Here is a 23,839-nt window from a genome sequence, read left to right as displayed (position 1 = left end):
GGCATGTTGCCTCCAACGGAATCGAATACAAAGGACAGTTCCATGGTGTCTCGAAGCCTTTTTGCCGTCATGATCGGCCTGAGCATGCTGACTGCCGCCCATGCGGATGGCGCAATCACCAGGATAATCACCGCGTCTGACAGCAAGCGTCTCGAACAGTACGAGCAGACAAAGGCCAGGGCCCTGACGCAGGCCAGGGTGAGCGGGACTGCGGCGGATGTGCGCCTAGTCGATGACCTCTTGAAGCGGCCCGGCCTGCCGTTCAGCCAGGATTTCGACATGACCGGCAACTGGCAGTGCCGGACGATCAAGCTTGGCGGCACGGCCCCGGCGCTCGTCGTCTATGGCTGGTTCAAGTGCAAGGTCACCGATGACGGTTCGGGCTGGGCGCTGGAAAAGGTGACGGGCTCGCAGCGCACCAAGGGCCGGTTCTACACCGAAAGCGACACGCGCCTGACCTATCTCGGCACCGGCTATGTCGCGGATCAGAAACCGGTGAAATACGGCGCAGGTCCGAAAACCGACGAAGCCGGTTATGCCTACCGCACCGGCAAGAACGCCTTCCGCATCGAATTCCCGGCGCCCTACTACGAATCCGTGCTCAACATCATGGAATTCAAGCGCTGAAGACGACGCGTGATTGCAATGTCACCCCGGCCATCCATGGGGGACCGGGGTTGAAGACAGATATCCCGCTAAAATCCCTGTCGCAAAAGCAACAATGGTGCACGTCGCATTTGAGGGCGCGCACGTCGTGAGATAGCAAGCTTAACCCCTGATTTTCCGGCAAAACGGTCCTCGTTGGAGGATAAAGTGCATGGCCGATCTCATTGTCGTTTATTGGCGGGACATTCCTGCTCAGGTGACCGTCAAAAAGGGACGCCAGGCCGCAAAACGTGAACTTCCTCTTCGATTTACTGAGGCCATCGACATGTGTGCGATGCGCATAGGCGCCAAGGATTCGGACGCCTATCTGGCAGAATGGCGCCGGGGAACACCGGTGCCGGTGAGTGATGATCTGGACGCGGAGGCTGATGCAGCCCTCGCCCGTATCGACAGCGAATATCATCGGGAGCGCCTTGTAGCGCTGGTAAAGGCAGGCGGACATGACAATTCATGAATTGAAAGCAAAGCCAATGACAAAGATCGCAGCATCCATCGAAGTGGCCGCGCGCCAGGCGATTGACTCACAGGACCTGCCGGGTCTGTTTCCGGAAGGGACGCGTGTTTACATCACCGACATGGGCACCGATGGCGTGGACACGCTCACCGCTGCCGCCAAGCGCATTCATGATCTCGGCTACAAGCCCGTGCCGCATTTCGCCTCCCGCCGCCTTGGAACACGGGCAGCCCTCGAAACCCGCATCCGCCGCGCCGCTGAAGAAGCCGGCGTGACCGACGTGCTGGTCATCGGCGGCGGCCTCGAACGGCAGGTCGGCGAGTTCTCCTCCACCATGGAAGTGCTGGAAACCGGCTTTTTCGACAAATACGGCATCACCGAGATGGGTGTTGCCGGCCATCCCGAAGGCAGCCCGGAGTTTTCCGAGGCCGTGGCGCTGGAAGCCCTGCGCCTGAAGAAGAATTTCGGCGAGCGCACCGGCGCCCGTCTGCGCGTCGTCACGCAGTTCGGTTTCGACGCCGAGCGTTTCATGCGCTATGCCGAATCCCTGCGCGAACATGGCGTTGATCTGCCGGTGCATCTGGGCGTTGCCGGTCCCGCCAAGATCACCACGCTGATCAAATATGCCGCCATGTGCGGCGTCGGCAACTCGATCAGCTTCCTGAAGAAGAACGCCCTGTCGCTGACAGCGCTCGCCACCAGCCATTCGCCGGAAGGCGTGGTCGGCCCGATCGAGCAGCATGTCATCAACAGCCCGGCCTCCGCCATCAAGCAGATCCACATTTTCCCGTTCGGCGGCCTGAAGAAGTCCTCCGAATGGCTGGTCGATCGCGGCTCCTGGAACGTCGCAACCGGCCACTACGCATCCGCAGCAGCGAATTAAGGATTGCCTGAATGACCCGCACCATCGTTGCCTCGGCGACCAGAGAAATCATCATCGGATTTGATCAGCCTTTCTGCGTGATCGGCGAGCGCATCAATCCGACCGGCCGCAAGAAACTCGCGGCCGAGATGATCGAAGGCAATTTCGACACGGTCATCAAGGACGCGCTGGAGCAGGTTGCTGCCGGCGCAACGATGCTCGACGTCAATGCGGGCGTCACCGCCGTCGATCCCAATGCGACGGAACCGGGCCTTCTCGTCAAGACCCTGGAAATCGTGCAGAACCTCGTCGACGTTCCCCTGTCCATCGACAGTTCCGTCACCGCCGCCATTGAAGCTGCACTGAAGGTTGCCAAGGGCCGCCCGCTGGTCAATTCCGTCACCGGTGAAGAGGAAAAGCTTGAAGCCATCCTGCCGCTGATCAAGAAATACAACGTTCCCGTCGTCGCCATCTCGAACGACGAGACCGGCATTTCCATGGACCCGGACGTACGTTTCGCCGTTGCCAAGAAGATCGTGCAGCGCGCCGCCGATTTCGGCATTCCGGCGCATGACATCGTTGTCGATCCACTGGTCATGCCCATCGGCGCTCTCGGCGATGCGGGCCGTCAGGTTTTCGCATTGCTGCGCCGCCTGCGCGAGGAACTGAAGGTCAACACCACCTGCGGCCTTTCCAACATCTCCTTCGGCCTGCCGCATCGCCACGGCATCAATGCCGGGTTCATTCCCATGGTGATCGGCGCCGGCATGACATCGGCGATCATGAATCCCTGCCGTCCGCAGGAAATGGAAGCGGTGCACGCCGCCAACGTCCTCAACGGCACCGACGCCAACTGCACCTACTGGATCAAGAAATATCGCGACCACCAGCCGGCCGCGGCCGGGGCATCGCCTGCTGTTTCGGTGCCAGCCGATGCCAATGGCGGCGCGCGGCGGCGTGGTGGCCGTGAAGCGCGGCGCGGCGCCGCAGGCTGACTGTTTGCACCGGGCCAACCGCTCGGCATAGAAAGGCGGCGGGCGTGAATGCCCCTCGCCTTGAAGTCTTGGAGCATTGATCGTGGACGCACCCGTGAAAGACAGTGAAGCATCGGCAAAGGACGCACTTGTCCTGTTCATGCCGTCGGGCAAGCGCGGGCATTTTCCCGTCGGCACGACCGTGCTGGAAGCGGCGCGGACCCTGGGTGTCTATGTGGAAAGCGTGTGCGGCGGGCGCGGCATCTGCGGCCGCTGCCAGATCGACGTGCAGGAAGGCCGCTTCGCCAAGCACGGCATCACCTCCTCCAACGACCACATCTCCGAATTCGGCCCGAAGGAAAAGCGCTATGCCGAAAAGCGCGACCTGAAGGACGGACGCCGCCTTTCCTGCTCGGCGACCATTCTGGGCGATCTCGTCGTCGACGTGCCGCAGGACGTGCAGGTCAATGCGCAGGTCGTGCGCAAGGATGCCGATACGCGCATCATCGAGCGCAATCCCGCCGTGCACATGTGCTATGTCGAGGTGGAAGAGCCCGACATGCACAAGCCGCTCGGCGATCTCGATCGCCTGAAGGCGGCGCTGGAAAAGGAATGGGGTATCCGCAATCTCGACGTGGACGCCTATCTCCTGCCGCAGATCCAAAAGATCCTGCGCAAGGGCGAATGGTCGGTTACCGCCGCCATCCACCACGACGAGGAAACATCGCGGCCGGTGATGATCGGCCTGTGGCCGGGCCTGAAGAACGAAGCCTATGGCATCGCCTGCGATATCGGTTCCACCACCATCGCCATGCACCTGTCGTCCCTGTTGTCGGTGCGCACCATTGCCTCGGCCGGAACGTCCAACCCGCAGATCCGCTTCGGCGAAGACCTGATGAGCCGCGTCTCCTACGTCATGATGAACCCGGACGGCCGCGAAGGCATGACCAATGCGGTGCGCGAAGCCATCAATGAACTGATCGGCAGGGTCTGCGCCGAGGGCAATGTGGCGCGCGAAGACATTCTCGACGCGGTCTTTGTCGGCAATCCGATCATGCACCACCTCTTCCTCGGCATTGACCCCACCGAACTGGGCGGCGCACCCTTTGCGCTTGCCGTGTCCGGCGCGGTGCATCTGAAAGCCAGTGAAATCGGCCTTGCCATGAATCCCGGCTCGCGGGTCTACATGCTGCCGTGCATCGCCGGCCATGTCGGCGCCGACGCCGCTGCAGCGACGCTCGCGGAAGGCCCGCACCGGCAGGACGAGATGATGCTGCTCGTCGATGTCGGCACCAATGCCGAAATCGTGCTCGGCAACCGCCAGCGCACCGTTGCCGCCTCCTCCCCGACCGGCCCCGCCTTCGAAGGCGCCGAAATTTCCGGCGGCCAGCGCGCCGCGCCCGGTGCCATCGAACGCGTGCGCATCGATCCCCTGACGCTGGAGCCGCGCTTCCGCGTCATCGGCACGGAACAATGGTCCGATGAGGCAGGCTTTGCCGAAGCGGTACAGGCCAGCGGCATCACCGGCATCTGCGGCTCGGCCATCATCGAAGTCGTTGCGGAAATGTACCTTTCCGGCATCATTTCCGAAGATGGCGTGGTGGATGGCAGCCTTGCCGCCAAATCACCGCGCATCCGGCCAACGGGCCGTACCTTCTCCTATCTGCTGCATGAGGGGTCGCCGACCATCATCATCACGCAGAACGATGTGCGGGCGATCCAGCTGGCCAAGGCCGCGCTCTATGCCGGCGTCAAGCTGCTGATGGACAAGCAGGGCATCGACCATGTCGACCAGATCCGCTTTGCCGGGGCCTTCGGCTCCTTCATCGATCCGAAATACGCCATGGTGCTCGGGCTCATCCCAGATTGCGACCTCGACAAGGTGAAGGCCGTCGGCAATGCGGCGGGTACGGGCGCGCGTATGGCACTGCTCAACCGCGACTACCGCCGCGAGATTGAAGACACCGTTACCCGCATCGAAAAGATCGAGACGGCGCTGGAGCCAAAATTCCAGGAGCACTTCGTCTATGCCATGGCCATGCCCAACAAGATCGACCCCTTCCCCAAGCTGTCGCTGGCCGTCACCCTGCCGCCGCGCAAGAATGTCGGCGAGGATGGCCAGGCGGGCGATGCTACGCCGCGCCGCCGCTCACGCGAGGACAGGGCCGCCCGCCGGTCGCGTGAATAAATCCATTCACTTGAGTTTGCCGCGCGGGGAAATTCCGCTATCAACGTCCACCATGATTGATTCCGGACCTGTTTTCCCATGATTGCCTGCTTTGACATCGGTGGCTCGGCCATCAAGGGTGCAATGGCCTATGCGCCCGAAGACATACGGCCGCTGCCCAAAGTGCCGACGCCCCTGCATGATTTCGACGCCTTTGCCGGTGCCATCGAAAAAATCGCGGCGGATGGCGGCGCCGATCCGACATCGCTGATCTCGATTTCCATCGCCGGGGTGGTCGACGCCGACAGCGGCCGGATCACCTGCGCCAATATTCCCTGCATCCATAACCGTCCGCTGGTAAAGGACCTCAGCGAGAAACTGGGCCGCCCGGTGCTTGTCGCCAATGATGCCGACTGCTTTGCCCTGTCGGAAGCCGTTGTCGGCGCGGGACGCGGCCACCGCGTGGTGTTCGGCATCATTCTCGGCACCGGCGTCGGCGGCGGGCTGGTCATCAACGGCAAGATCCATGAAGGTGCCGGCGGTTTTGCCGGGGAATGGGGCCATGGCCCGATTTCCGCGACCTGGGCCGGCAATCCGCCCATCGCCATTCCGCGCTATGCCTGCGGCTGCGGCCAGGTGGGCTGTGTCGACGCGGTCGGCGCAGCGCGCGGCATGGAGCGGCTGCATGCCCATATCCACGGCGTCGACCTGCCGAGCACCGAAATCATCGCCGCCTGGAACAAGGGCGACGCGGCGGCCGAGCGCACCATCGACTGCTACATCGACATCGTCAGCGGCCCGCTGGCCATGACGCTCAACGTCGTCGGCGCATCGGTTGTACCCGTCGGCGGCGGCCTCGCCAATGCCGTTCCGCTGATCGAGCGGCTGGACCGGGCGGTGCGTGACCGCATCCTGTGGAAGACCGGCAAGCCGCTGGTCATTCCCGGCGAATTGAAAATCGAACCCGGCCTGATCGGTGCCGGCGTTCTCGGATTGATGGGCGAAACACGATGAGCGGCATTCTCCTGGAAGTCTGCGTCGATGATTCCAACGGCCTTGCCGCTGCCATAACGGGCGGCGCCGACCGGGTGGAACTGTGTTCGGCGCTGGAACTCGGCGGATTGACGCCAACACCGGGCCTGATCGGCCAGGCGATTGCCTCACCCATTCCGATCTATGCGATGATCCGCCCGCGCCCCGGCAATTTCGTTTTCGGTGAAGCCGATATCGATGCCATGCTGCGGGAAATCGACATGATCCGCAGTGCGGGCCTCGCCGGTGTCGTCTTGGGTGCGAACCACGCCAATGGCAGCCTCGACCATGCCACGCTGGAACGCCTCATGCGCAATTGCGACGGGCTGGGCGTGACGCTGCACCGGGCCTTCGATCTCGTGCCCGACCTCGGCGAAGCCGTTGAAACCGCTGTCGGACTGGGTTTCGAGCGCATTCTCACATCCGGCCGGATGCCGACCTCGGCGCAGGGGATCGGCGATCTGGAAACGACCTTCGCTTTCGCCGCCGGGCGGATCAAAATCATGCCCGGCTCCGGCGTGAATATCGGCAATGCGGACGCACTCCTGCAGCGCATTCCGTTCCGGGAAATCCATTCGTCCTGCGCGGTTCCGGCAGAACCGGTCAGCGCCGCCGCCCAGCGGCTCGGATTCGAAACCCTCACGCAAAAACGCACCAGCGTGGAGCTGGTCAGGGCGTTGAAAGCATTTTGCCTGACGCGTTGAGGTGTTGCATTAGCAAAGTGCGTGGTTCGACAGGCTCACCATGAGGGAAGTTGCATTTTGCAAAACACTGGATTCCCTCATGGTGAGCCTGTCGAACCACGCACCACAATCATGCAAACCACGCCCTAAAGCTTGCCCGTCCGCTCATAGCCTTCAAAATACACCCGGAGATGCTGGGCGACGGCTTTGACATGCGCGCCCGCATTCTTGGCCACCAGCATGCCGAGCTTCGATTCGCCGAGCGGCGGCAGGCCGTGTTCAGCGCCGAGTTCGACCATGTTGTCCTCCAGCAGGAATTTTGAAAACGGTGCCACGGCCAGATCGGCCACGATGGCGGCGCGCTGCCCCATCGTATGGGCGCTCATATAGGCAACGCGATAGTCCCTGCCCGCGCTTTCCAGCGCGCTGATGGCATTGGCGCGCCAGATGCAGCCTTCTTCCCACATGGACAGCGGCAAGGGATTGCGCTCATGCGCCGTGCCGCATTTCGCCCCGGCCCAGATGATATCCTCGGTCATCAGAACTTCGACCTCGTCGAGCTTGGCCAGCGTTTCATTGACATTGACCAGCGTCACATCGAGCCTCTGCTCGTCGAGCCGCTTGCGCAGGCTGTTGCTCTGGTCGATGACCACATCCACCGTCACATCCGGATGCGATTCGGCAAAGCGCTTGAGCACGAAGGGCAGCACCTTTTCGCCGATATCGTCGGGCGCACCGAGGCGGACAACGCCCGATACCGTCGGCGTAATGAACTTGGCAACGGTTTCGCGGTTGAGCGCCAGCATGCGGCGGGCATAACCCAGCAGAAGCTCGCCGCTCGGCGTCAGCTTGACCGACCGCGCGTCACGCTCGAGCAGCACGTGACCCAGCGTCTCCTCCAGTTTCTTGATCTGCATGGATACCGCCGAGGGCGTGCGGAACACCGCATTGGCGGCGCTGGAAAAGCTGCCGGTTTCGGCAATCATGGCAAAGGTGCGCAGGACATCGAGATCGAGGATGGGAATGGGGTGCTGCATCGGTGCGGACATTGCGGCGTCTCCTTGATCAATTTTTCTGAACTATAGTGTTCTCTAATTTCGTTTGATTGAACATCAACTTGGGAAGATAGTCAAGATCACAGAACGGGCAGGCCGCAGAAAACAGCCGCCTGAAGCAAAAGGAGCAACAAAATGAGTGCCTGCAATGACCATTACATCGAACATCGGGCCAGCTTGAGCGAACGTCTGTTCGCCGCCGTAAGCCGCACGGCCGGAACCGTGGCATCAATCGCCGAAGCCTCGCGCAACACCATTGTCCGGCAGCGGCGTCTGCGGGCGACGGAAGCCGCGCTGGACAGCCTGCCGGAAAATATCCGTTTCGATATTGGCTGGCCGGATCTGTATGAACGTCAGATCGCGCCGGGCAATGACATCAACCGTACGCACCAATAAATCATGAAAATACAAGTGTAAGGGAGCAGACCGGGCCACGTCTGCTCCCTTTCCCATGCGCCCTACCTGCGCTTTTGCGACACAGGCAGGCACCCTTCCCTTTAGAATAATTCTATGGTTCTATCAGAAAAAAAGCTTAAGAGACCACGCCTGTAATTTGAAGACTCTACTTCAGGTGCGACATGGCCTCGTAGTAAAAAACGGGAACCTAGAGACATCATGAACCAGACGGGCCTCAACAAGCGGTCTTTTGTTTTTTTCCTCGTGCCGAACTTTTCGATGATCGCTTTTGCGACGGCCATCGAACCGCTCCGCATTGCCAATCGCATGCTCGGCTACGAGGCCTATCGCTGGCGCCTCGCGTCGGTGGACGGCAAGCCCGTCACCGCATCCAACGGCGTCGAATGCGCCGCCAATTCCTCGCTTGAGGATGAACGCCGCTTCCTGACCGGCGAAGACCGCCCGTCCATGGTGTTCGTCTGCTCCGGCGTGCATGTGGAAAAATTCCAGAACAAGTCCGTCTATGCGTGGCTGCGCGAAGAGTTCAACCGCGGCGTGGCCGTCGGCGGCCTGTGCACCGGCGCGCATATCCTCGCCGCCGCCGGGCTGCTCTCGGGCAAGCGCTGTGCGATCCATTGGGAAAACCTGCCCGGTTTTGCCGAAGCGTTTCCGAAGGCCGATGTCTATGCCGACCTCTTCGAGGTCGACGGCAACATCTATACCTGCGCCGGCGGCACTGCAGCGCTGGACATGATGCTGAAGCTGATCGGCGACGATTTTGGCGACAACATCGTCAACCGCGTCTGCGAACAGGCGCTGACCGACCGTGTCCGCAGCCCGCATGACCGCCAGCGCCTTCCCTTGCGCGCCCGTCTCGGCGTGCAGAATTCCAAGGTCCTGACCATCATCGAACTGATGGAGGCCCGGCTTTCCGAACCGCTGTCGCTGATCGAGATTGCCGACCATGTCGGCCTGTCGCGCCGCCAGATCGAGCGCCTGTTCCGCCAGGAAATGGGCCGCTCCCCGGCGCGCTACTATCTGGAGATCCGGCTCGACCGTGCCCGCCACCTGCTGATCCAGTCGTCCATGCCCATCGTTGAAGTGGCGGTCGCCTGCGGGTTCGTCTCGGCCTCGCATTTTTCCAAATGCTACCGCGAGCTCTATGGCCGCTCGCCGCAGCAGGAACGGGCCGACCGCAAGCAGCTGATGGCCGCTTAGGAGCGGGATAGACTGCAACTCTGCGGTGCGTGGTTCGACAAGCTCACCATGAGGAAAATGGAGGATTGCAGTGAGCACTATTCTGCAAGGTTTGTGATTGATCTTGCACCAAACCACCTCCCTCATAGTGAGCTTGTCGAACCACGCACCACCCAAAAGAAATGGCGCCCGTTCAGGCGCCATTTTCATTTCTGCATGCAAGCGGAACTGCTTTATGCTCTCAGGCGCTCGTTCTCCGTATCGAACGGCGCTTCTGGAATGACCGTCGCCTTGTGCGTCTTGCCGAGAATCTTGATCTCCAGCTGCGTGCCCAGCGCCGAATAATCCGGCTTGACCATGGCGAGCGCCAGGCTCTTGCCCAGGCGCCAGCCATAACCGCCATGCGTCGCACGGCCGATGAGCTGGCCATTGGCGTAGATCGGCTCGCTGCCGCGCGCATCGACATCTGACACGCCGGGGACATGGACTTCGAGCGTCACGAAATTCCACTTCAGGCCATCCTCGCGGGCCTTCACAACGGCATCGCGGCCGATGAAATCACCCTTGTTGGGATGGACGAAACGGTCGAGGCCGCTTTCGAAGGCATTGTATTCGATCGACAGTTCGCGCGGGATCAGGCGATAGGATTTTTCCACCGCCATCGCCGTCATCGCACGAATGCCGAACGGCTTGATGCCGAATTCCGCACCGGCTTCGAGCAGCAGGTCATAGATGGTGTTCTGCTGTTCAATGGGGTGATGCAGTTCCCAGCCGAGCTCACCGACAAAGTTGACACGCAGCGCATGGGCCGTTGCCGTGCCGACGCTGATTTCCTTGCCCGACAGCCAGGGGAAGGCTTCGTTGGACAGGTCCGCACGGGTGATCTTCTGCAGAACGTCGCGGCTCTTGGGGCCTGCCAGCACCAGCACGCCATACATCTGCGTGATCGGGCGAAGGCTTACCGAGCCGTCCGTCGGCAACAGCTTGACGAGATAATCATGGTCATGGTTCTCGTAGGCACCGGCGGATACCAGATAGAACTTGCCGGGCGCCCATTCATAGACCGTGAATTCGGAGCGCACCCCGCCCTGCTTGGTCAGGAGGTGGCACAGCGCAATGCGGCCCTGCTTCTTGGGAATGCGGTTGGCCAGAATGGAATCGAGCCATTCGCGCGCGCCGGGACCCGTTACTTCCATCTTGGCGAAGGCCGACATGTCGAGCAGGCCGACATTGCTGGTGACGTTCTTGATCTCGTTGCCGACATGTTCAAAGTAGTTCGAACGATGGAAGGACCAGAGTTCCTTCACCTTGCCGTCCTTGTCCGGCTTCGGATGGTTGTGGTTGAGCAGCACATCCGGCTTGTCGAGTTTTGCAACCTCAAGGCCATAGCCCTGCGGCGCGAACCAGTTGGCACGCTCCCAGCCATAAACGGTGCCGAACACGGCGCCGAGTGCCTTCTGGCGGTCATAGGACGGCGAACGCTTGAGCGGACGGGCGGCGCCGCGCTCTTCATCCGGGTAGTGCACCGAGAACACCTCGGCATAGGCTTCCTCGTTCTTTTCCTTCAGGTAGCCTTCGGTCGCATAGGGGCCGAAGCGGCGCGGATCGACGCCCATCATGTCGATGGAGGGCTCGCCCTCGACAATCCATTCGGCCAGTTGCCATCCAGCGCCGCCAGCGGCGGTGACGCCGAAGGAATGGCCTTCATTGAGCCAGAAATTCTTCAGGCGCGGCGCCGGGCCGATGATGGGCGAGCCATCCGGCGTATAGGCGATGGCGCCGTTATAGACCTTCTTGATGCCGACTTCGCCAAAAGCGGGAACGCGGGCAATGGCAGTTTCGATATAGGGTTCGAGCCGGTCGAGGTCCTCCTGGAACAGCTCGTATTCGCTGGCATCGGACGGACCGTCGACATAGCAGATAGGCGCGCCCTTTTCATACGGTCCGAGCAGCAGACCGCCGTTTTCCTCACGCATGTACCAGGAGGAATCGCTTTCGCGCAGCACGCCCATCTCCGGCAGGCCCTTGGCCTTGCGCTCGAGGATGGCCGGATGCGGCTCGGTGACGATGTACTGGTGTTCAACCGGAATGACCGGCACGTCGAGGCCGACCATCTTGCCGGTCTTGCGGGCAAAATTGCCGGTTGCCGAGACGACGTGTTCGGCTGTGATGTCGCCCTTGTCGGTCTTGACGAGCCACTCGCCCGAGGGCAGTTGCTCGATACCGAGAACCGTGGTGTAGCGATAGATGGTTGCACCGCGATCGCGCGCGCCCTTGGCAAGCGCCTGCGTCAGGTCAGCCGGCTGGATATAGCCGTCTTCCGGATGCTGGATGGCGCCGAGAACGCCGTCCATTTCCGCCAGCGGCCAGATTTCCTTGACCTGTTCCGGCGTCAAAAGCTTGACCGGCACGCCGATCGTCTCGGCGACACCGGCATAATACATGTATTCGTCCCAGCGGTCCTTGGTGCGGGCGAGACGGATGTTGCTGCAATTGGTGAAGCCGACATTCATGCCGGTTTCCTCTTGCAGCTCCTGATAGAATTTCACGGAGTATTTGTGAATCTGACCGACGGAATAGCTCATGTTGAACAGCGGCAGCAGCCCGGCCGCATGCCATGTCGAACCGGAGGTCAGTTCCTTGCGCTCGATGAGCACGACATCGCTCCAGCCCTTCTTGGCCAGATGATAGAGTGTCGACACACCCACCACACCACCGCCGATCACAACTACACGCGCTTGGGTCTTCATTTCATTCTATCCTCTGATATCAATCGGTGGTCAGGCGGCACGCGCCATTTTCTGCACTATGCCGTTCGCACTGTCCATTGCTAAGGCCTGTTTGCGACATGGCCAAAACATGCCGCGACGCGCGGCAAACTGGCTGCGGTTTGTGCGAATTTCCGATCAGCGGAATGGAATGATGCGGGACATCGCGCATGGGAGCGACACCCTGAAAACGAACAGGCCCGAACTGTTTTGCACAGTCCGGGCCTTTATCTCAGCAATCGGCGGTGGCCGGGTTACTTGATCGAAACCTTGCCGCCCTTGATTTCGATGGTTTCCGCACCGGTCAGGGCTTCGCGGTCACCGTTGGGAAAGGTGACGAAACAGCCGCCGCTGCAAAATTCAACCGTGTCTCCGGCCGCAACCTGCAGCTGGGTCTTGCTCGACCCTTCGGTCACGACGATGGTCTGAGCGCTGGCATCGCTGTTCTTCAGGCTGGCAGCAAATGCAGGTCCGGCCAGAATAGTGCTCGTAAGAATGACAACTGCAAACTTGTTCATATCACCCCGGTGCTTCCACCGCCCCTGTTGCCTCGGGCTCAACCGGCCCTTTTCGACACCAGTTATAACGGGGTGAAACTGAACGGCAACTGAACGCCCCGTTATTTTTCCGTGATTTAGACGAAAGTACAGGGCCGGTCCGTCCCAAAACGCCTCAAGTCTTGGCCGTCTTCTTCACCGGTGCTTTCAGCTCCGCCTTCACCCGCTCCGTGATCATCTGCACGATGGCATCCGCGTCATCGAGGTGGATATTGACGTCGCGCTGCGGGAATGGAATTTCGATCCCCTCCTCGGCAAACCGGTCGACCAGCGCAAAGCGGATTTCATTCTGCACCGTACCGGAATTCGACAGGTCAGCCAGATGCACCCGCATCTCGAAATCCATTCTGGAATCGCCCAGCGCCTTGAACTGCACGAAAGGCTCCGGATTTTTCAGGACAAGCGGATGGCTGCGGGCAATGTCCATCAGGATGGCGTGCACGCGGCGCGGATCGACCTTGTAGGAAACGCCAATCGGAATTTCGACGCGCCCCAGCTTGTTGCGGTGGGTCCAGTTGCCGACATTGCCGTTGATGAAGGACGAGTTGGGAATGATGATCGACTGGCGCTGGAAGGTTTCCACCTCGGTCGCGCGCACGCTGATCTTCTTGACGATGCCGCCGACGCCGCTGGTTTCGATCCAGTCGCCGACCTTGAAGGGCCGCTCGGCCAGAAGGATCAGACCGGAGACGAAGTTGGAGACGATCGCCTGCATGCCGAAACCGATACCGAGCGACAGACCGCCGGCCACCAGCGCGAGGCTGGAGAGATTGATGCCCGCCGCCGAGATGCCGATGAGCCCGGCCATGCCGAGGCCGAGATAGCCGACCGCCGTGCGGATCGAGTTGCGCACGCCCGAATCCAGCTTGCCGCGCGCCATCACCCGCACATCCAGCCAGCCCTGGAACCAGCGGGTGAAGAAGTAGAACAGCGCGAACAACAGGATGCCGACGGCAATGGCCACCAGCGAGATCGTCACCGAACCGATCTGGAAACCGGTGGCTATGGTGAGGAACCAGACCGTCATCTCGCTCCACTGGAAACCCCAGAGCAGCAGGATCACCGGAATACCGAGGAGAAGCACGAAAATATTGATGATGATGCTGGCGATCAGGCCAAGCTGATCGAGTGTCGAGTCATCGATGCCGAAGCGCTTCTGCACCGTGCTGCCGAGCACCGTGCCGCCCAATGCATTCTCGTCGGCCACCGCGCGCGCCGTGAGGAAGCCCAGATACATCGTCACGAGTACGGCGCCATTGATGACGATCTGCTGCGAGACGAAACGGGCAAAACCGATATAGCCCAGCAGCGCGGCGATGATCGGAATGAGGCCGATGGCGTAAAGGAACAGCCGCAGCGGCCTTGGCCAGCGCCGGGCTTCTCCGGTCTCCTCGTTCTCCAGGGGGTTGAGAAATGCCATGGCGAGGATCAGCAGCCCAACCAGAACCGTTGCAAACAGGCTCTTGGCCACCGTGAGCGACAGGGGTGAGGATGCAATCTGGTTGACCGTGTTGGCGAGATAATCGAGCCCGGTGATCGTCGCCGTGGCCGTGACCAGAACCATGAGAATGCGGCCCGGACGCGGTGCAACGCGCACCAGACGCCAGTTGGGCGCGCCCGGGCAAATGACGGCCTGGGCCAGCGCATGCACGAAATAGACGATGCCGATCACCGAAAACAGCGTGTAGATCAGCGACGCGATATCCGGGCGCAGCACATTGAAATAGCCGAGGAAAAAGTAGGTCGTGGCCAGGAATACGCCGACGGTCACCGACCGCATCAGGGTCGACCAGAAGGCAACCGCCAGGCGGCTCAGATAAGAGGGTTCTTCAACCGCCGGATCGCGCAGATAGAGATGCCCCAGCAACCGCTGGCCGCCGATGAGAAGCACCAGGGCGGTTATCGCGGCAAAGAAGGCGGCAGCCAGCAGGGACTGCCATTTGAACGTGATGACGAAGCGCCACCAGGACGAAATGAGCTGGTTCATCGTGCCCATTTCCCGGCCATAGGCGTCGATGACTTCGCTGCCGAGGGAATAGTTGATGTCGACGCGCTGCGACAACGTATTGGCAAAAAGCTCGCGCCGGGCATCGCCGATCGCATCGATCATCTTGTTGACTTCGAGCAGCTGGTCTTCGGTTTCGCCGAGAACCGCGTTGATCTCCGCCTTTTCCGTCGTCAGGCGGGTGCGTTCATCCGTGACGATCTTCGCTTCGGCCGGCTGCCCCTGCGCGGGCGGTGCGCCCAGCTGTTCCAGGCGGGCATTGATCTCGGTGATGCGCGGCCGGAACGAAACGCCGATATCCAGCAGTTTCTTGGCGCTCGCTTCCAGATCGAGGCGCAGATTGGCAAGCGCCGCGTCGGCATCGGCCTTCTGCTTGAATTTCTGTTCATAGGCCGAGATCTGCTTCTTCAGCGCGTCGATGGCCGGGCGCTGTTCGGCGACGATGTTCGACTTGACGGCGGGCGCAGGCGCTGGCGCCACGGGTGCCGGCTCCGCTGCGGCGGGCGCAGGCTCCGGTGCCGGGGCTGGCGCGGGCGATGTGGCTGCCGGGGCTGGCGCCGGGGTCTGCGCCAAAGCCAGTTGCACCGGGGCCGCCAGAAACAGAACGGCGGCAATCGTCAGAAGAATCTGCCGAAGGAAAGATGAGATCACGGGTTCAGATCCATTTATGAACAGTTTGCTTCGTCGATTTGCCCGTTCATGTCGGCACAATCAAGGCACTTTCTGCTTTCATTCTCGCGGCTGGTCGGCTTGTTGACAGTGCTCGCCGCTATCGTGATGACCATTCCAGCAATGCGACAGTAGCATAATGTTGGGGTAATCATGCATCGTCACACCTGCGGCAGGCCGGAAACTTGCCAAAGTCACAATTTTGCTCGCCTTCGCCTCGCGCTCATCTTGACCAGTACAGATGCACACTGTTGACTGGCACAATCGGGAAACAAACGTCCAACCGCAACAGATTCGCTTTCGAGACCAGAAGACCATGATCATCAAATGCCCCTATTGCGGCCCGCGCGACGTCATCGAATTCACCTATCAGGGCGACGCGACACGCCAGCGCCCGGACCCGGCCTCATCCGATCAGGCCGCATGGAACGCCTATGTCTATGAGCGGGCCAATCCCATGGGCGCGCACCGTGAGTTCTGGCTGCACAGCGGCGGCTGCCGCCAGCATCTGATCGTCACGCGCGACATGGCGACCCATGTCATTTCGTCCGTGGGCTTTGCCCGGGATGCCGTTGCCGCCGGGAAAGGCGGTGATCGCCCATGACCGCGTCACGGCTCCCCAAGGGTGGACGGATCGACCGCGCCAGGACGGTGCGGTTCACCTTCGACGGCAAGGCCTATAGCGGCCATCCCGGCGACACGCTGGCCTCGGCCCTCCTCGCCAATGGCGTGACGCTGTTCGGCCGCTCGTTCAAATATCACCGGCCGCGCGGTGTCTTTGCGGCGGGCAGCGACGAGCCCAATGCGCTCGTCACCGTTCTCAACGGCGATGTGCGCGAACCCAATGTCCGCGCCACGGAACTGGAAATCCATGACGGCCTCGTCACCGAAAGCCAGAACCGCTTTCCCTCGCTCGAACACGATGTCATGGCCATCAACCAGCTGGCCGGGCCGATATTGTCGGCGGGCTTCTACTACAAGACCTTCATGGGCCCGGCCATCGGCCCGCTGCGCAGCACCAAGGTCTGGATGTTCTTCGAAAAATTCATCCGCCGCGCCGCCGGTCTCGGCAGGGCGGGCATTGCCGCCGATCCCGACCATTACGAGCGCATGAACGCCTTCTGCGACGTGCTGGTGGTGGGCACCGGCCCCGCCGGACTATTGGCTGCGGAAGCCGCAGCAGAAACCGGCGCGCAGGTGATCATCGCCGAGGAACGGCCGGTTGCCGGCGGCGCTTTGCTTGCATCGGCGGAACTGATCGACGGGCGCAACGCCGCCGTCTGGGCGCGGGAAAAGGCGGCAGCGCTCGCGGGCCGCGCCAATGTGCGTTTTCTCACCCGGACCTCCGTCTGGGGCTATTATGACGGCAATGTCCTGACCGCCATCGAGCATGTCTCTGATTTCAAGCCGAACCGCACCAAGGGGCAGCCGCGCCAGCGCCATTGGGTCATCCGCACCGGCAAGACCATTCTGGCAACGGGTGCGTTCGAGCGCCCGATCGTGTTTCCCGGCAATGACTGCCCCGGCGTCATGCTGGCCGATGCGGTCAGGCGCTATGCGGTCGAATATGGTGTGGCTGCGGGAACCAATGTGACGCTGTTCACCAACAATGACAGCGCCTATGAGGCAGCCCGCGCCATGGCGCAGGCGGGCGTCAATATCGTTGCCATCGTCGATGTGCGCGCGGATGTATCCGGCGCCTGCATCGAGATTGCCTCGGCGGCGGGGGCAGAACTGGTTCTCGGCCACGCCGTCACCGGCACCCATGCGGGCAAGACGCTCAGCTCCATCACCGTGCAGCATTTCAATGCGCAGACCGGCCATGTCTCCGGCGCGGCGCGGGAAATCAAGACCGATTGCCTCGGCGTATCCGGCGGCTGGTCCCCGGCGATCCACCTCGCCAGCCAGGCGGGCGGCAAGCCGGAGTGGGACGAGGATTTGCAGGCCTTCCTGCCGCCGGAAGCCAACCAGAACTGGGTAACGGCAGGATCGGCAGCCGGGTACATGGATACGGTCAGCGTGTTCTCCGATGGCGCGACCAAGGGCACCTCCTCCAAGACCAAGCCGAAGCTGCCTGCGGTCGATGCTCCGATGTTCGATGCATCGCCCGCCCCCGTGTTTGAAATCGAGCCAGCGGCCAAATCGCAGAAGGCATTCGTCGACTTCCAGCATGATGTCACCGCGGACGATATCCGCCTCGCCTACCGCGAAGGCTTCCATTCGGTCGAGCACCTGAAGCGCTACACCACGCTCGGCATGGCGACGGATCAGGGCAAGACATCGAATATCCCCGGCCTTGCCATCATGGCCGATGTGCGCGGCATCACCATTCCGGAGGCAGGCACCACCCGCTTCCGCCCGCCCTTCACCCCGGTGTCCTTCGGTGCTATCGCCGGTGAGCGCTATGGCGACCTGCGGCCACACCGGCTGACCCCGATGCATGACTGGCATCTCGCCAACAGCGCCAGGACCTACGAGGCAGGCCTGTGGCACCGCCCGATGATCTATGGCAGCCACGGCGAAACCGTCGAACAGGCCTATGTGCGTGAAGCGCGCGCGGTACGCCAGAGCGTCGGGATTGTCGATGTCTCGACGCTCGGGAAGATCGACATTCAGGGCCCCGACGCGGCTGCATTCCTCGACCGTGTCTACACCAACATGTTTTCCACCCTGCCGGTCGGCAAGGCGCGCTACGGCCTGATGCTGCGCGAGGACGGCATTGTCTACGATGACGGCACCACCTGGCGCCTCAGTGAAACACAGTTCCTGATGACGACCACAACGGCCAATGCCGGAAATGTCATGCAGCATCTGGAGTTCTATCTGGATTGCGTCTGGCCGGACCTGCGCGTGCACCTGACCTCGGTCACCGATGTCTGGGCCGGGACGGCCGTGTCGGGCCCGAAAGCCCGTGCCGTTCTGGAAGCCTGCGTCACGGGAACCGGCGTCGACAACACAACCCTGCCTTTCATGGGCATCGTGCACGGCTTTATCGGCGATGTGCCCGTCATGATCTGCCGCCTCTCCTTCTCGGGCGAGCTGGCCTATGAAGTCTATTGCGGCGCCGGTTTCGGCACACAGGTCTGGGAAGCGCTGCTCGAAGCCGGCAAGCCTTTTGACATCATGCCCTACGGGCTGGAAGCGCTGGGCACGCTGCGCATCGAGAAGGGCCACGTCACCGGCGCTGAAATCGATGGCCGCACCACCGCGCACGATCTGCATCTCGACTGGATGCTGTCGAAGAAGAAGCCCTATATCGGCTCCGGCATGAAGGACCGCGCGGGATTGAACGATGAAAACCGCCTGTCGCTGGTCGGGCTGATTTCGCTCGACAACCAGTCGATCAATGGCGGCAGCCATATCGTCAGCGATGCGGCGCCGCGCGAACCCGCCGACAGTTTCGGCCACGTCACTGCGGCCTGCTATTCCCCGGCGCTTGGCAAATACATCGCGCTGGCGCTGGTCAAGCACGGCACGTCGATGATCGGCAACCGCGCCTATGCGACGGACCTTCTGCGCGGCAAGCACGGCGCGGTCGAAATCGTCAGTCACCACATGTTTGATCCAGAGGGGAGCCGGATGCATGGCTGAACCACAATCACCCCTCGGCCACGTCTTTGTTCCGGGTGACCATGGCAACTCCGCCGGGGGTATCGGCCTCGTCCTGACCGAGCGCAACGACGTTTCCATCGTGCAGGTGACCGCATGGCGCGGGACCATTCCCGCAATCCTGACCGCTATCGGTGATGTGACCGGATTGAATGTCGCGGACAAACCCGGCGCCGGGCGCAGTGCGGGCGAAAAATCCGCCTTCGGTTTCGCGCCCGGACGCTATTTCGTCGTGAGCCCGTCCGCTGATCTGGAAGACCGCCTGCGCAAGGCCATACCGCTGGAAACCGGCACGATCATCGATCTGACCCATGGCCGCACCGCCATCCGCGTCAAGGGCCCGTGGTCGGAATGGGTGCTGTCGAAGCTGTTTGCCATCGATTTTTCCGAACACGGCTTTCCCGTCGGCTTTGGCCGCGCCACGCTGCACCACGATATCCACGCCAATATCCAGCGGATCGACGCGGAGACCTTCGACCTCTACGTGTTCCGCACCTTTGCCCGTTCGTTCTGGCAGACGCTGGGGCATGCGGCCGCGGAAGTCGGCTACCGCGTCGAATGATCTGCTTCCGGCTTGTCGCTTGCTATGACGCGAGCAGGCTCTTCGCCGGTTTTCCCGCGATATAGACTTCCGCAATGGTGCGGTCGTCGCCCATGGTCTGCATCAGGAACAGCTCTTCGACGAGCGTTTCCACCGTTTCCATGCGCAGGCGCATGGCCGGGGTGGAGCGGGCATTGAGCACGATGCAGTCCGCCTCCGCGCCCGGCGTGAACGAGCCGATGATGCCCTGCAGCGACAGTGCACGGGCATTGCCCAGTGTCGCCTGATAATACGAGCGCAGCGGGTGATAGCGCTGGCCCTGAATGTTCAGGATCTTGTAGCCCTCATCCAGCGTGCGCAGCATGGAATAGGATGTGCCGCCGCCGATGTCCGTGGCAATCGCATGGCGCACCGGCGGATGGGACGCCTTGAGGCGCGCCAGATTGAACAGGCCGCTGCCGATGAACAGGTTCGAGGTCGGGCAGAAAACCGCGACGGACCCGCTGTTGGCGATGGCGGCAATTTCCGCATCGGTCAGGTGGATGCAATGGCCAAGCAGCGTCTTGGGGCCAAGCAGGCCGTAATGCTCATAGACCTGCGTATAATCCCGGCTCCACGGAAACAGCTCCGCCACGAAGGCAATTTCGGCGGTGTTTTCACACAGATGCGTCTGCACGTGCAGATCGGGGTATTCGCGGGCCAGCACCCCGCTCATCTCCAGCTGTTCCGGCGTCGATGTCGGTGCAAAGCGCGGCGTGATGGCATAGAGCTGGCGCCCGGTTCCGTGCCATTTGCCGATCAGCTCCTTGCTGTCGTCATAGCCCGACTGGGCCGTGTCGAGAAGACCGGGCGGCGCGTTGCGGTCCATCATCACCTTGCCCGCGATCATGCGCATGTTGCGCCGGTCCGCCTCGGTGAAGAATGCCTCGACCGATGCCTTGTGCACGGTGCAATAGGCGGCGGCCGTGGTGGTGCCATGGCGGATCAGCTCATCGAAGAAGGCCGAGGCGATGCGCAGCGGATGCCCCTGATTGGAGAATTTCTGTTCCTCGACAAACGTGTATTTGTTCAGCCATTCCATCAGTTCGCCCGCATAGGAGGCGACAACCTGCATCTGCGGGTAATGGATGTGGGTATCGATGAAGCCCGGCATGATCAAATGCGGGCGATGGTCGATGACCTCGACATTTCTGCCTTCGCCGGCGCGCAGGCGGGCATAGTCGTCAATGGCCCAGATCTTGCCGTCGCGGATCAGCAGTCCGCCATCCTCGATATAGGTGAAAGCGTCCGGGCTGGCGTCGCTAGCCAGCGGCTCGTCGTGAAACGTCAGCAGACGTCCGCGTAACAGAAGTTCGGTCATTGCGTGGATTTTCCCGATACCGCAGAACGATACCACGCCACGATCCGGGACCGCTCGGCATCTGTCATCTGCGTCAGGTTTCCCGGTGGCATGGCGTGGCTGGCACCGGCGAACAGATAGACCTGGCTGGCATGAGTCGCAATCAGTTCGTCGGTATCGAGGCGAATTCCCTTGGGCGCGTGCATGATGCCCTCAAAGGACGGCTCCGCCGCATGACACATGGAACAGCGTCCCATGACAGTGTCGCGCACCTCCTGAAAGTTCTGCGCGGCGAGAAAGGGCGCGGCGGCGCTCGAAACTTTTTCCGGTCCCTGCAGGATCTTCGGCACGGTCGACAGCCAGATGATGACAATGAACAGCACGACCGAGGCCAGCCATGTCCAGTGCGGATTGCCGGTTCCGGCATGTTTCGAGTTGAAATAGTGGCGGATGAGCACGCCGATGATGAAAATCAGCGCGGCGATGACCCAGTTGAATTCCGTCGAACTCGCCAGCGGATAATGGTTGGACAGCATCAGGAAAATGACGGGCAGCGTCAGGTAGTTGTTGTGGGTCGAGCGCTGCTTGGCCTGCTTGCCGAGCTTCGGATCGGGCGTCTTGCCGGCAATCAGATCGGCCACGACCTTCTTCTGGTTCGGAATGATCAAAAGGAACACGTTGCCGGACATGATCGTGGCGGTGAATGCGCCAAGATGCAGGAAGGCGGCGCGGCCGGTGAACAGATGCGTATAGCCCCACGCCATGACGACGATGACCGCATAGAGAATGAGCATCAGCGCCGTGTCATTGTTCGCCAGCGGCGACTTGCACAGGAGATCGTAGATCAGCCAGCCGAGGCCGATCGACGTCAGCGAGATCAGGATGGCGACCGGTGTCGAGACGTCAAGAACATTGCGGTCGATGAGATAAAGGTCGGCACCGGCGTAGTAGACGATGCACAGAAGCGCGAAGCCCGAGAGCCAGGTGGCATAGGACTCCCATTTGAACCAGATCAGATGTTCCGGCATGTGCGGCGGCGCGACCATGTATTTCTGGATGTGATAGAAGCCGCCGCCGTGCACCTGCCACTCCTCGCCGTTCACCCCCTGCGGCAGGCCCTGATGGCGGCGCAGCCCCAGATCAAGCGCGATGAAATAGAAGGATGAGCCGATCCAGGCGATTGCAGTGATCACATGCAACCAGCGGGCGGCAAAGCTGAGCCATTCCCAGAAAATAAGGTAATCCATCGGGGCCTCATGCAAAGCATCACAATGCGTGTGTTCGCGGCCCGATGCAAGGTGATGGCTGCAAGATCAATGCGTGGTTCGACAGGCTCACCATGAGGGAGGTTGGGGATTGCAGGGAGCACCATTCTGCAACGTCCAGGATGGTGTTGCAGCCCGCCCAGTTCCCTCATGGTGAGCCTGTCGAACCACGCACCCCAAATCATGCAATGCTGCCATCTATTTGGAATCGTGAAAGATAATCCCGAGTGTATGGCGCCGGCCGCTGCGCACGCGGCTCACACCATGGCGCATGTTGACCCGGTAATAGCCGCGCGATCCCTTGACGGGGCGCTGGCTGACCGGAAAGACCACGCCGTCGCCCTGCCGCAGCGGCACCACCTCCGCCCGCGACTGCATGCGCGGACGCTGCTCGGTCAGGACAAATTCGCCGCCGGTGAAATCCGCTCCGGGCTCTTTCAGCAGAAACGCCACCTGCAGCGGGAACACGTGAATACCATAGATATCCTGATGCAGGCAGTTGTAGTCGCCCGCGCCATATTCCAGCAGCAGCGGCGTCGGCCGGTCCTGCCCGGCGGCATGGCAACGCTCGATGAATGCCGGGTGCGCATCGGGATAGCGGATATCGATGCCCATCTGCTCGTTCCAGCGGTTGGCGATGCGGGCCAGCGGCGGATAGAGCGCTTCACGCAACCCATGGACAATTTCGGGGAGCGGATAGGAGAGATACTTGTACTCTCCCTGCCCGAAGCCGTGCCGCGCCATGACGATGCGCTTGCGGAAAATCGTATCATCGGGATAGCTATCCGCCAGCGCCGTACATTCGGCGCGCGACAGGACATTGCGCAGGATGGTGCAGCCGAAAGCCTCCATCTCCGTTTGTGCGGCGGTCCAATCGATCGGGCTCAGCTCTGGCATTGCGGCATCCTTACTCACGCAGAAATTCCTGCACAGGAAACCGCAGTTATAGCCGATCAACCACCCGTTTCCTGCACAGGGCACGATGAAAGGGCCTGCGCTTCACAAAAACGACGGTTTTTTTGTCCATGAGGCCGGGCACACGACGATTTTAAGTGACTCGGCTTGCCGGACTTCATAAATAGAGTCGCAACGGGGTCTGGCAGACCGCGAACGGGAACTGTTGGAAACGCATATGGGCTTGAACAGAAATGGCAAATCAGAAAGGCGTGGATCCGCTCCGCTGCTGATTTCTATCTTCTGGCTCATTGCCACCCTGGGAGCCGTCTATATCGCCGCTCCCGAAACGGACCTGCGCAACAACCGGGCCAGCGCACCGGTGCGCGACGATGCCCGCCTCGCCCATGAGAGCGACAATCGCTCCGCCCCCGTGCAGAACTCCATGCGCATCGCTGCGCTGGAAGCCCTGCACCTGAAAATCAAGAGCGGCGTGCGCGCGGATACGAATTCCCATGACGGCATCGTTCCGGACGGGAATGCCCTGATTCTGGCCGGCGCACAGCCAGCCACACCCTCCGAAACCGGTTCAAGCCTGGCGCTTGACCGCATCAGCGTTTTCAGCGCCCGGGCTCCCCCCGCCGCGCTTGCCTGAGGCAATCCGTTGCTCGGCAACGGTTCCAACGCAACACCATCGGCAGCCGCC

At 61.5% G+C, this 23,839-nt stretch carries 20 protein-coding genes; 13 read left to right on the top strand and 7 right to left on the bottom strand.

Going from position 1 to position 23,839, the window contains the following annotated elements; translation table 11 throughout:
* The first annotated feature begins 42 nt into the window (after positions 1-42).
* The 7 genes from ACZ25R_RS09375 to ACZ25R_RS09345 all read left to right on the top strand — a co-directional run bounded on the left by ACZ25R_RS09375 (position 43) and on the right by ACZ25R_RS09345 (position 6,859).
* The gene (locus tag ACZ25R_RS09375) at positions 43-627 is read left to right on the top strand and encodes a DUF4893 domain-containing protein (RefSeq protein ID WP_472460802.1); all 585 of its coding nucleotides are present in this window, start codon (positions 43-45) and stop codon (positions 625-627) included.
* A gap of 190 nt (positions 628-817) precedes the next feature.
* Positions 818-1,120, top strand: coding sequence for a virulence factor (locus ACZ25R_RS09370; RefSeq protein WP_105732287.1), 303 nt, complete (start codon positions 818-820; stop codon positions 1,118-1,120).
* Positions 1,121-1,136: 16 nt separating this feature from the next.
* Positions 1,137-2,003, top strand: a complete 867-nt coding sequence (locus ACZ25R_RS09365; RefSeq protein WP_472460801.1) for a methylenetetrahydrofolate reductase — start codon at positions 1,137-1,139, stop codon at positions 2,001-2,003.
* Positions 2,004-2,014: 11 nt separating this feature from the next.
* Positions 2,015-2,977, top strand: coding sequence for a methyltetrahydrofolate cobalamin methyltransferase (locus tag ACZ25R_RS09360; RefSeq protein ID WP_472460800.1), 963 nt, complete (start codon positions 2,015-2,017; stop codon positions 2,975-2,977).
* Between the two features lie 139 nt (positions 2,978-3,116).
* Positions 3,117-5,144: an ASKHA domain-containing protein gene (locus ACZ25R_RS09355; RefSeq protein WP_472462463.1), complete on the top strand. Its 2,028-nt coding sequence runs from the start codon at positions 3,117-3,119 to the stop codon at positions 5,142-5,144.
* Between the two features lie 78 nt (positions 5,145-5,222).
* Positions 5,223-6,137 (top strand): ROK family protein, encoded by a 915-nt coding sequence (locus ACZ25R_RS09350; RefSeq protein ID WP_472460799.1) that lies wholly within the window; start codon positions 5,223-5,225, stop codon positions 6,135-6,137.
* Positions 6,134-6,859, top strand: coding sequence for a copper homeostasis protein CutC (locus ACZ25R_RS09345; RefSeq protein ID WP_472460798.1), 726 nt, complete (start codon positions 6,134-6,136; stop codon positions 6,857-6,859). Before ACZ25R_RS09350 ends, ACZ25R_RS09345 begins: the two co-directional genes overlap by 4 nt.
* Before the next feature lie 125 nt (positions 6,860-6,984).
* Here ACZ25R_RS09345 and ACZ25R_RS09340 read toward each other — a convergent pair whose 3' ends face one another.
* On the bottom strand, positions 6,985-7,887 hold the full coding sequence (locus ACZ25R_RS09340) for a LysR family transcriptional regulator (protein ID WP_223612817.1): 903 nt from the start codon (positions 7,885-7,887) through the stop codon (positions 6,985-6,987).
* A 141-nt stretch (positions 7,888-8,028) separates the two neighbouring features.
* Between ACZ25R_RS09340 and ACZ25R_RS09335 the strand changes: the two genes are divergently transcribed.
* Together ACZ25R_RS09335 and ACZ25R_RS09330 are read left to right on the top strand one after the other, a co-directional pair.
* Entirely contained in the window at positions 8,029-8,289 is a 261-nt protein-coding gene (locus tag ACZ25R_RS09335) for a Coa1/Tim21 domain-containing protein (protein ID WP_472460797.1), read from the top strand.
* A gap of 219 nt (positions 8,290-8,508) precedes the next feature.
* Positions 8,509-9,507, top strand: a complete 999-nt coding sequence (locus tag ACZ25R_RS09330; protein ID WP_105732279.1) for a GlxA family transcriptional regulator — start codon at positions 8,509-8,511, stop codon at positions 9,505-9,507.
* Between the two features lie 212 nt (positions 9,508-9,719).
* On the opposite strand, the gene ACZ25R_RS09325 is transcribed toward ACZ25R_RS09330, so the two are convergent.
* The 3 genes from ACZ25R_RS09325 to ACZ25R_RS09315 form a co-directional block, all read right to left on the bottom strand.
* Positions 9,720-12,236 (bottom strand): GcvT family protein, encoded by a 2,517-nt coding sequence (locus tag ACZ25R_RS09325; RefSeq protein ID WP_472460796.1) that lies wholly within the window; start codon positions 12,234-12,236, stop codon positions 9,720-9,722.
* A 272-nt stretch (positions 12,237-12,508) separates the two neighbouring features.
* Positions 12,509-12,772 carry a hypothetical protein gene (locus ACZ25R_RS09320; RefSeq protein WP_223612814.1) on the bottom strand — a complete coding sequence of 88 codons (264 nt, stop codon included), beginning with the start codon at positions 12,770-12,772 and terminating at the stop codon, positions 12,509-12,511.
* Between the two features lie 154 nt (positions 12,773-12,926).
* Positions 12,927-15,467, bottom strand: a complete 2,541-nt coding sequence (locus ACZ25R_RS09315) for a mechanosensitive ion channel family protein (protein WP_472460795.1) — start codon at positions 15,465-15,467, stop codon at positions 12,927-12,929.
* Positions 15,468-15,801: 334 nt separating this feature from the next.
* Between ACZ25R_RS09315 and ACZ25R_RS09310 the strand changes: the two genes are divergently transcribed.
* The 3 genes from ACZ25R_RS09310 to ACZ25R_RS09300 are packed head-to-tail and all read left to right on the top strand — an operon-like array spanning position 15,802 to position 19,656.
* Positions 15,802-16,089, top strand: coding sequence for a sarcosine oxidase subunit delta (locus tag ACZ25R_RS09310; protein WP_288192456.1), 288 nt, complete (start codon positions 15,802-15,804; stop codon positions 16,087-16,089).
* Complete coding sequence (locus ACZ25R_RS09305; protein ID WP_472460794.1) at positions 16,086-19,076, top strand: sarcosine oxidase subunit alpha family protein; 2,991 nt, start codon at positions 16,086-16,088, stop codon at positions 19,074-19,076. Before ACZ25R_RS09310 ends, ACZ25R_RS09305 begins: the two co-directional genes overlap by 4 nt.
* Positions 19,069-19,656 carry a sarcosine oxidase subunit gamma family protein gene (locus ACZ25R_RS09300; RefSeq protein WP_472460793.1) on the top strand — a complete coding sequence of 196 codons (588 nt, stop codon included), beginning with the start codon at positions 19,069-19,071 and terminating at the stop codon, positions 19,654-19,656. The genes ACZ25R_RS09305 and ACZ25R_RS09300 overlap by 8 nt, the downstream gene beginning before the upstream one ends.
* 22 nt (positions 19,657-19,678) lie before the next feature.
* Here ACZ25R_RS09300 and guaD read toward each other — a convergent pair whose 3' ends face one another.
* The 3 genes from guaD to ACZ25R_RS09285 all read right to left on the bottom strand — a co-directional run bounded on the left by guaD (position 19,679) and on the right by ACZ25R_RS09285 (position 23,091).
* Entirely contained in the window at positions 19,679-20,995 is a 1,317-nt protein-coding gene (gene guaD / locus ACZ25R_RS09295) for a guanine deaminase (protein ID WP_472460792.1), read from the bottom strand.
* Positions 20,992-22,221, bottom strand: a complete 1,230-nt coding sequence (locus ACZ25R_RS09290) for a urate hydroxylase PuuD (protein ID WP_472460791.1) — start codon at positions 22,219-22,221, stop codon at positions 20,992-20,994. The genes guaD and ACZ25R_RS09290 overlap by 4 nt, the downstream gene beginning before the upstream one ends.
* A gap of 216 nt (positions 22,222-22,437) precedes the next feature.
* The gene (locus ACZ25R_RS09285; protein WP_472462462.1) at positions 22,438-23,091 is read right to left on the bottom strand and encodes a 2OG-Fe(II) oxygenase; all 654 of its coding nucleotides are present in this window, start codon (positions 23,089-23,091) and stop codon (positions 22,438-22,440) included.
* 280 nt (positions 23,092-23,371) lie between these two features.
* Between ACZ25R_RS09285 and ACZ25R_RS09280 the strand changes: the two genes are divergently transcribed.
* A complete protein-coding gene (locus tag ACZ25R_RS09280; protein WP_472460790.1) occupies positions 23,372-23,788 on the top strand; it encodes a hypothetical protein in 417 nt (138 codons plus the stop codon).
* Positions 23,789-23,839 lie beyond the last annotated feature (51 nt).

This window comes from Phyllobacterium sp. RCAM01083, from assembly GCF_055685835.1.
Note: the sequence above shows the minus strand (reverse complement) of the source record. Positions and strands in the feature narration are given on the sequence as shown.

Coding starts and splice junctions, on each gene's coding strand:
- ACZ25R_RS09360 (WP_472460800.1), top strand. CDS start 2,015: ATGACCCGCACCATCGTTGCCTCGGCGACCAGAGAAATCATCATCGGA.
- ACZ25R_RS09345 (WP_472460798.1), top strand. CDS start 6,134: ATGAGCGGCATTCTCCTGGAAGTCTGCGTCGATGATTCCAACGGCCTT.
- guaD (WP_472460792.1), bottom strand. CDS start 20,995: ATGACCGAACTTCTGTTACGCGGACGTCTGCTGACGTTTCACGACGAG.
- ACZ25R_RS09300 (WP_472460793.1), top strand. CDS start 19,069: ATGGCTGAACCACAATCACCCCTCGGCCACGTCTTTGTTCCGGGTGAC.
- ACZ25R_RS09365 (WP_472460801.1), top strand. CDS start 1,137: ATGACAAAGATCGCAGCATCCATCGAAGTGGCCGCGCGCCAGGCGATT.
- ACZ25R_RS09290 (WP_472460791.1), bottom strand. CDS start 22,221: ATGGATTACCTTATTTTCTGGGAATGGCTCAGCTTTGCCGCCCGCTGG.
- ACZ25R_RS09350 (WP_472460799.1), top strand. CDS start 5,223: ATGATTGCCTGCTTTGACATCGGTGGCTCGGCCATCAAGGGTGCAATG.
- ACZ25R_RS09325 (WP_472460796.1), bottom strand. CDS start 12,236: ATGAAGACCCAAGCGCGTGTAGTTGTGATCGGCGGTGGTGTGGTGGGT.
- ACZ25R_RS09355 (WP_472462463.1), top strand. CDS start 3,117: ATGCCGTCGGGCAAGCGCGGGCATTTTCCCGTCGGCACGACCGTGCTG.
- ACZ25R_RS09285 (WP_472462462.1), bottom strand. CDS start 23,091: ATGGAGGCTTTCGGCTGCACCATCCTGCGCAATGTCCTGTCGCGCGCC.
- ACZ25R_RS09310 (WP_288192456.1), top strand. CDS start 15,802: ATGATCATCAAATGCCCCTATTGCGGCCCGCGCGACGTCATCGAATTC.
- ACZ25R_RS09280 (WP_472460790.1), top strand. CDS start 23,372: ATGGGCTTGAACAGAAATGGCAAATCAGAAAGGCGTGGATCCGCTCCG.
- ACZ25R_RS09370 (WP_105732287.1), top strand. CDS start 818: ATGGCCGATCTCATTGTCGTTTATTGGCGGGACATTCCTGCTCAGGTG.
- ACZ25R_RS09330 (WP_105732279.1), top strand. CDS start 8,509: ATGAACCAGACGGGCCTCAACAAGCGGTCTTTTGTTTTTTTCCTCGTG.
- ACZ25R_RS09335 (WP_472460797.1), top strand. CDS start 8,029: ATGAGTGCCTGCAATGACCATTACATCGAACATCGGGCCAGCTTGAGC.
- ACZ25R_RS09320 (WP_223612814.1), bottom strand. CDS start 12,772: ATGAACAAGTTTGCAGTTGTCATTCTTACGAGCACTATTCTGGCCGGA.
- ACZ25R_RS09340 (WP_223612817.1), bottom strand. CDS start 7,887: ATGTCCGCACCGATGCAGCACCCCATTCCCATCCTCGATCTCGATGTC.
- ACZ25R_RS09305 (WP_472460794.1), top strand. CDS start 16,086: ATGACCGCGTCACGGCTCCCCAAGGGTGGACGGATCGACCGCGCCAGG.
- ACZ25R_RS09375 (WP_472460802.1), top strand. CDS start 43: ATGGTGTCTCGAAGCCTTTTTGCCGTCATGATCGGCCTGAGCATGCTG.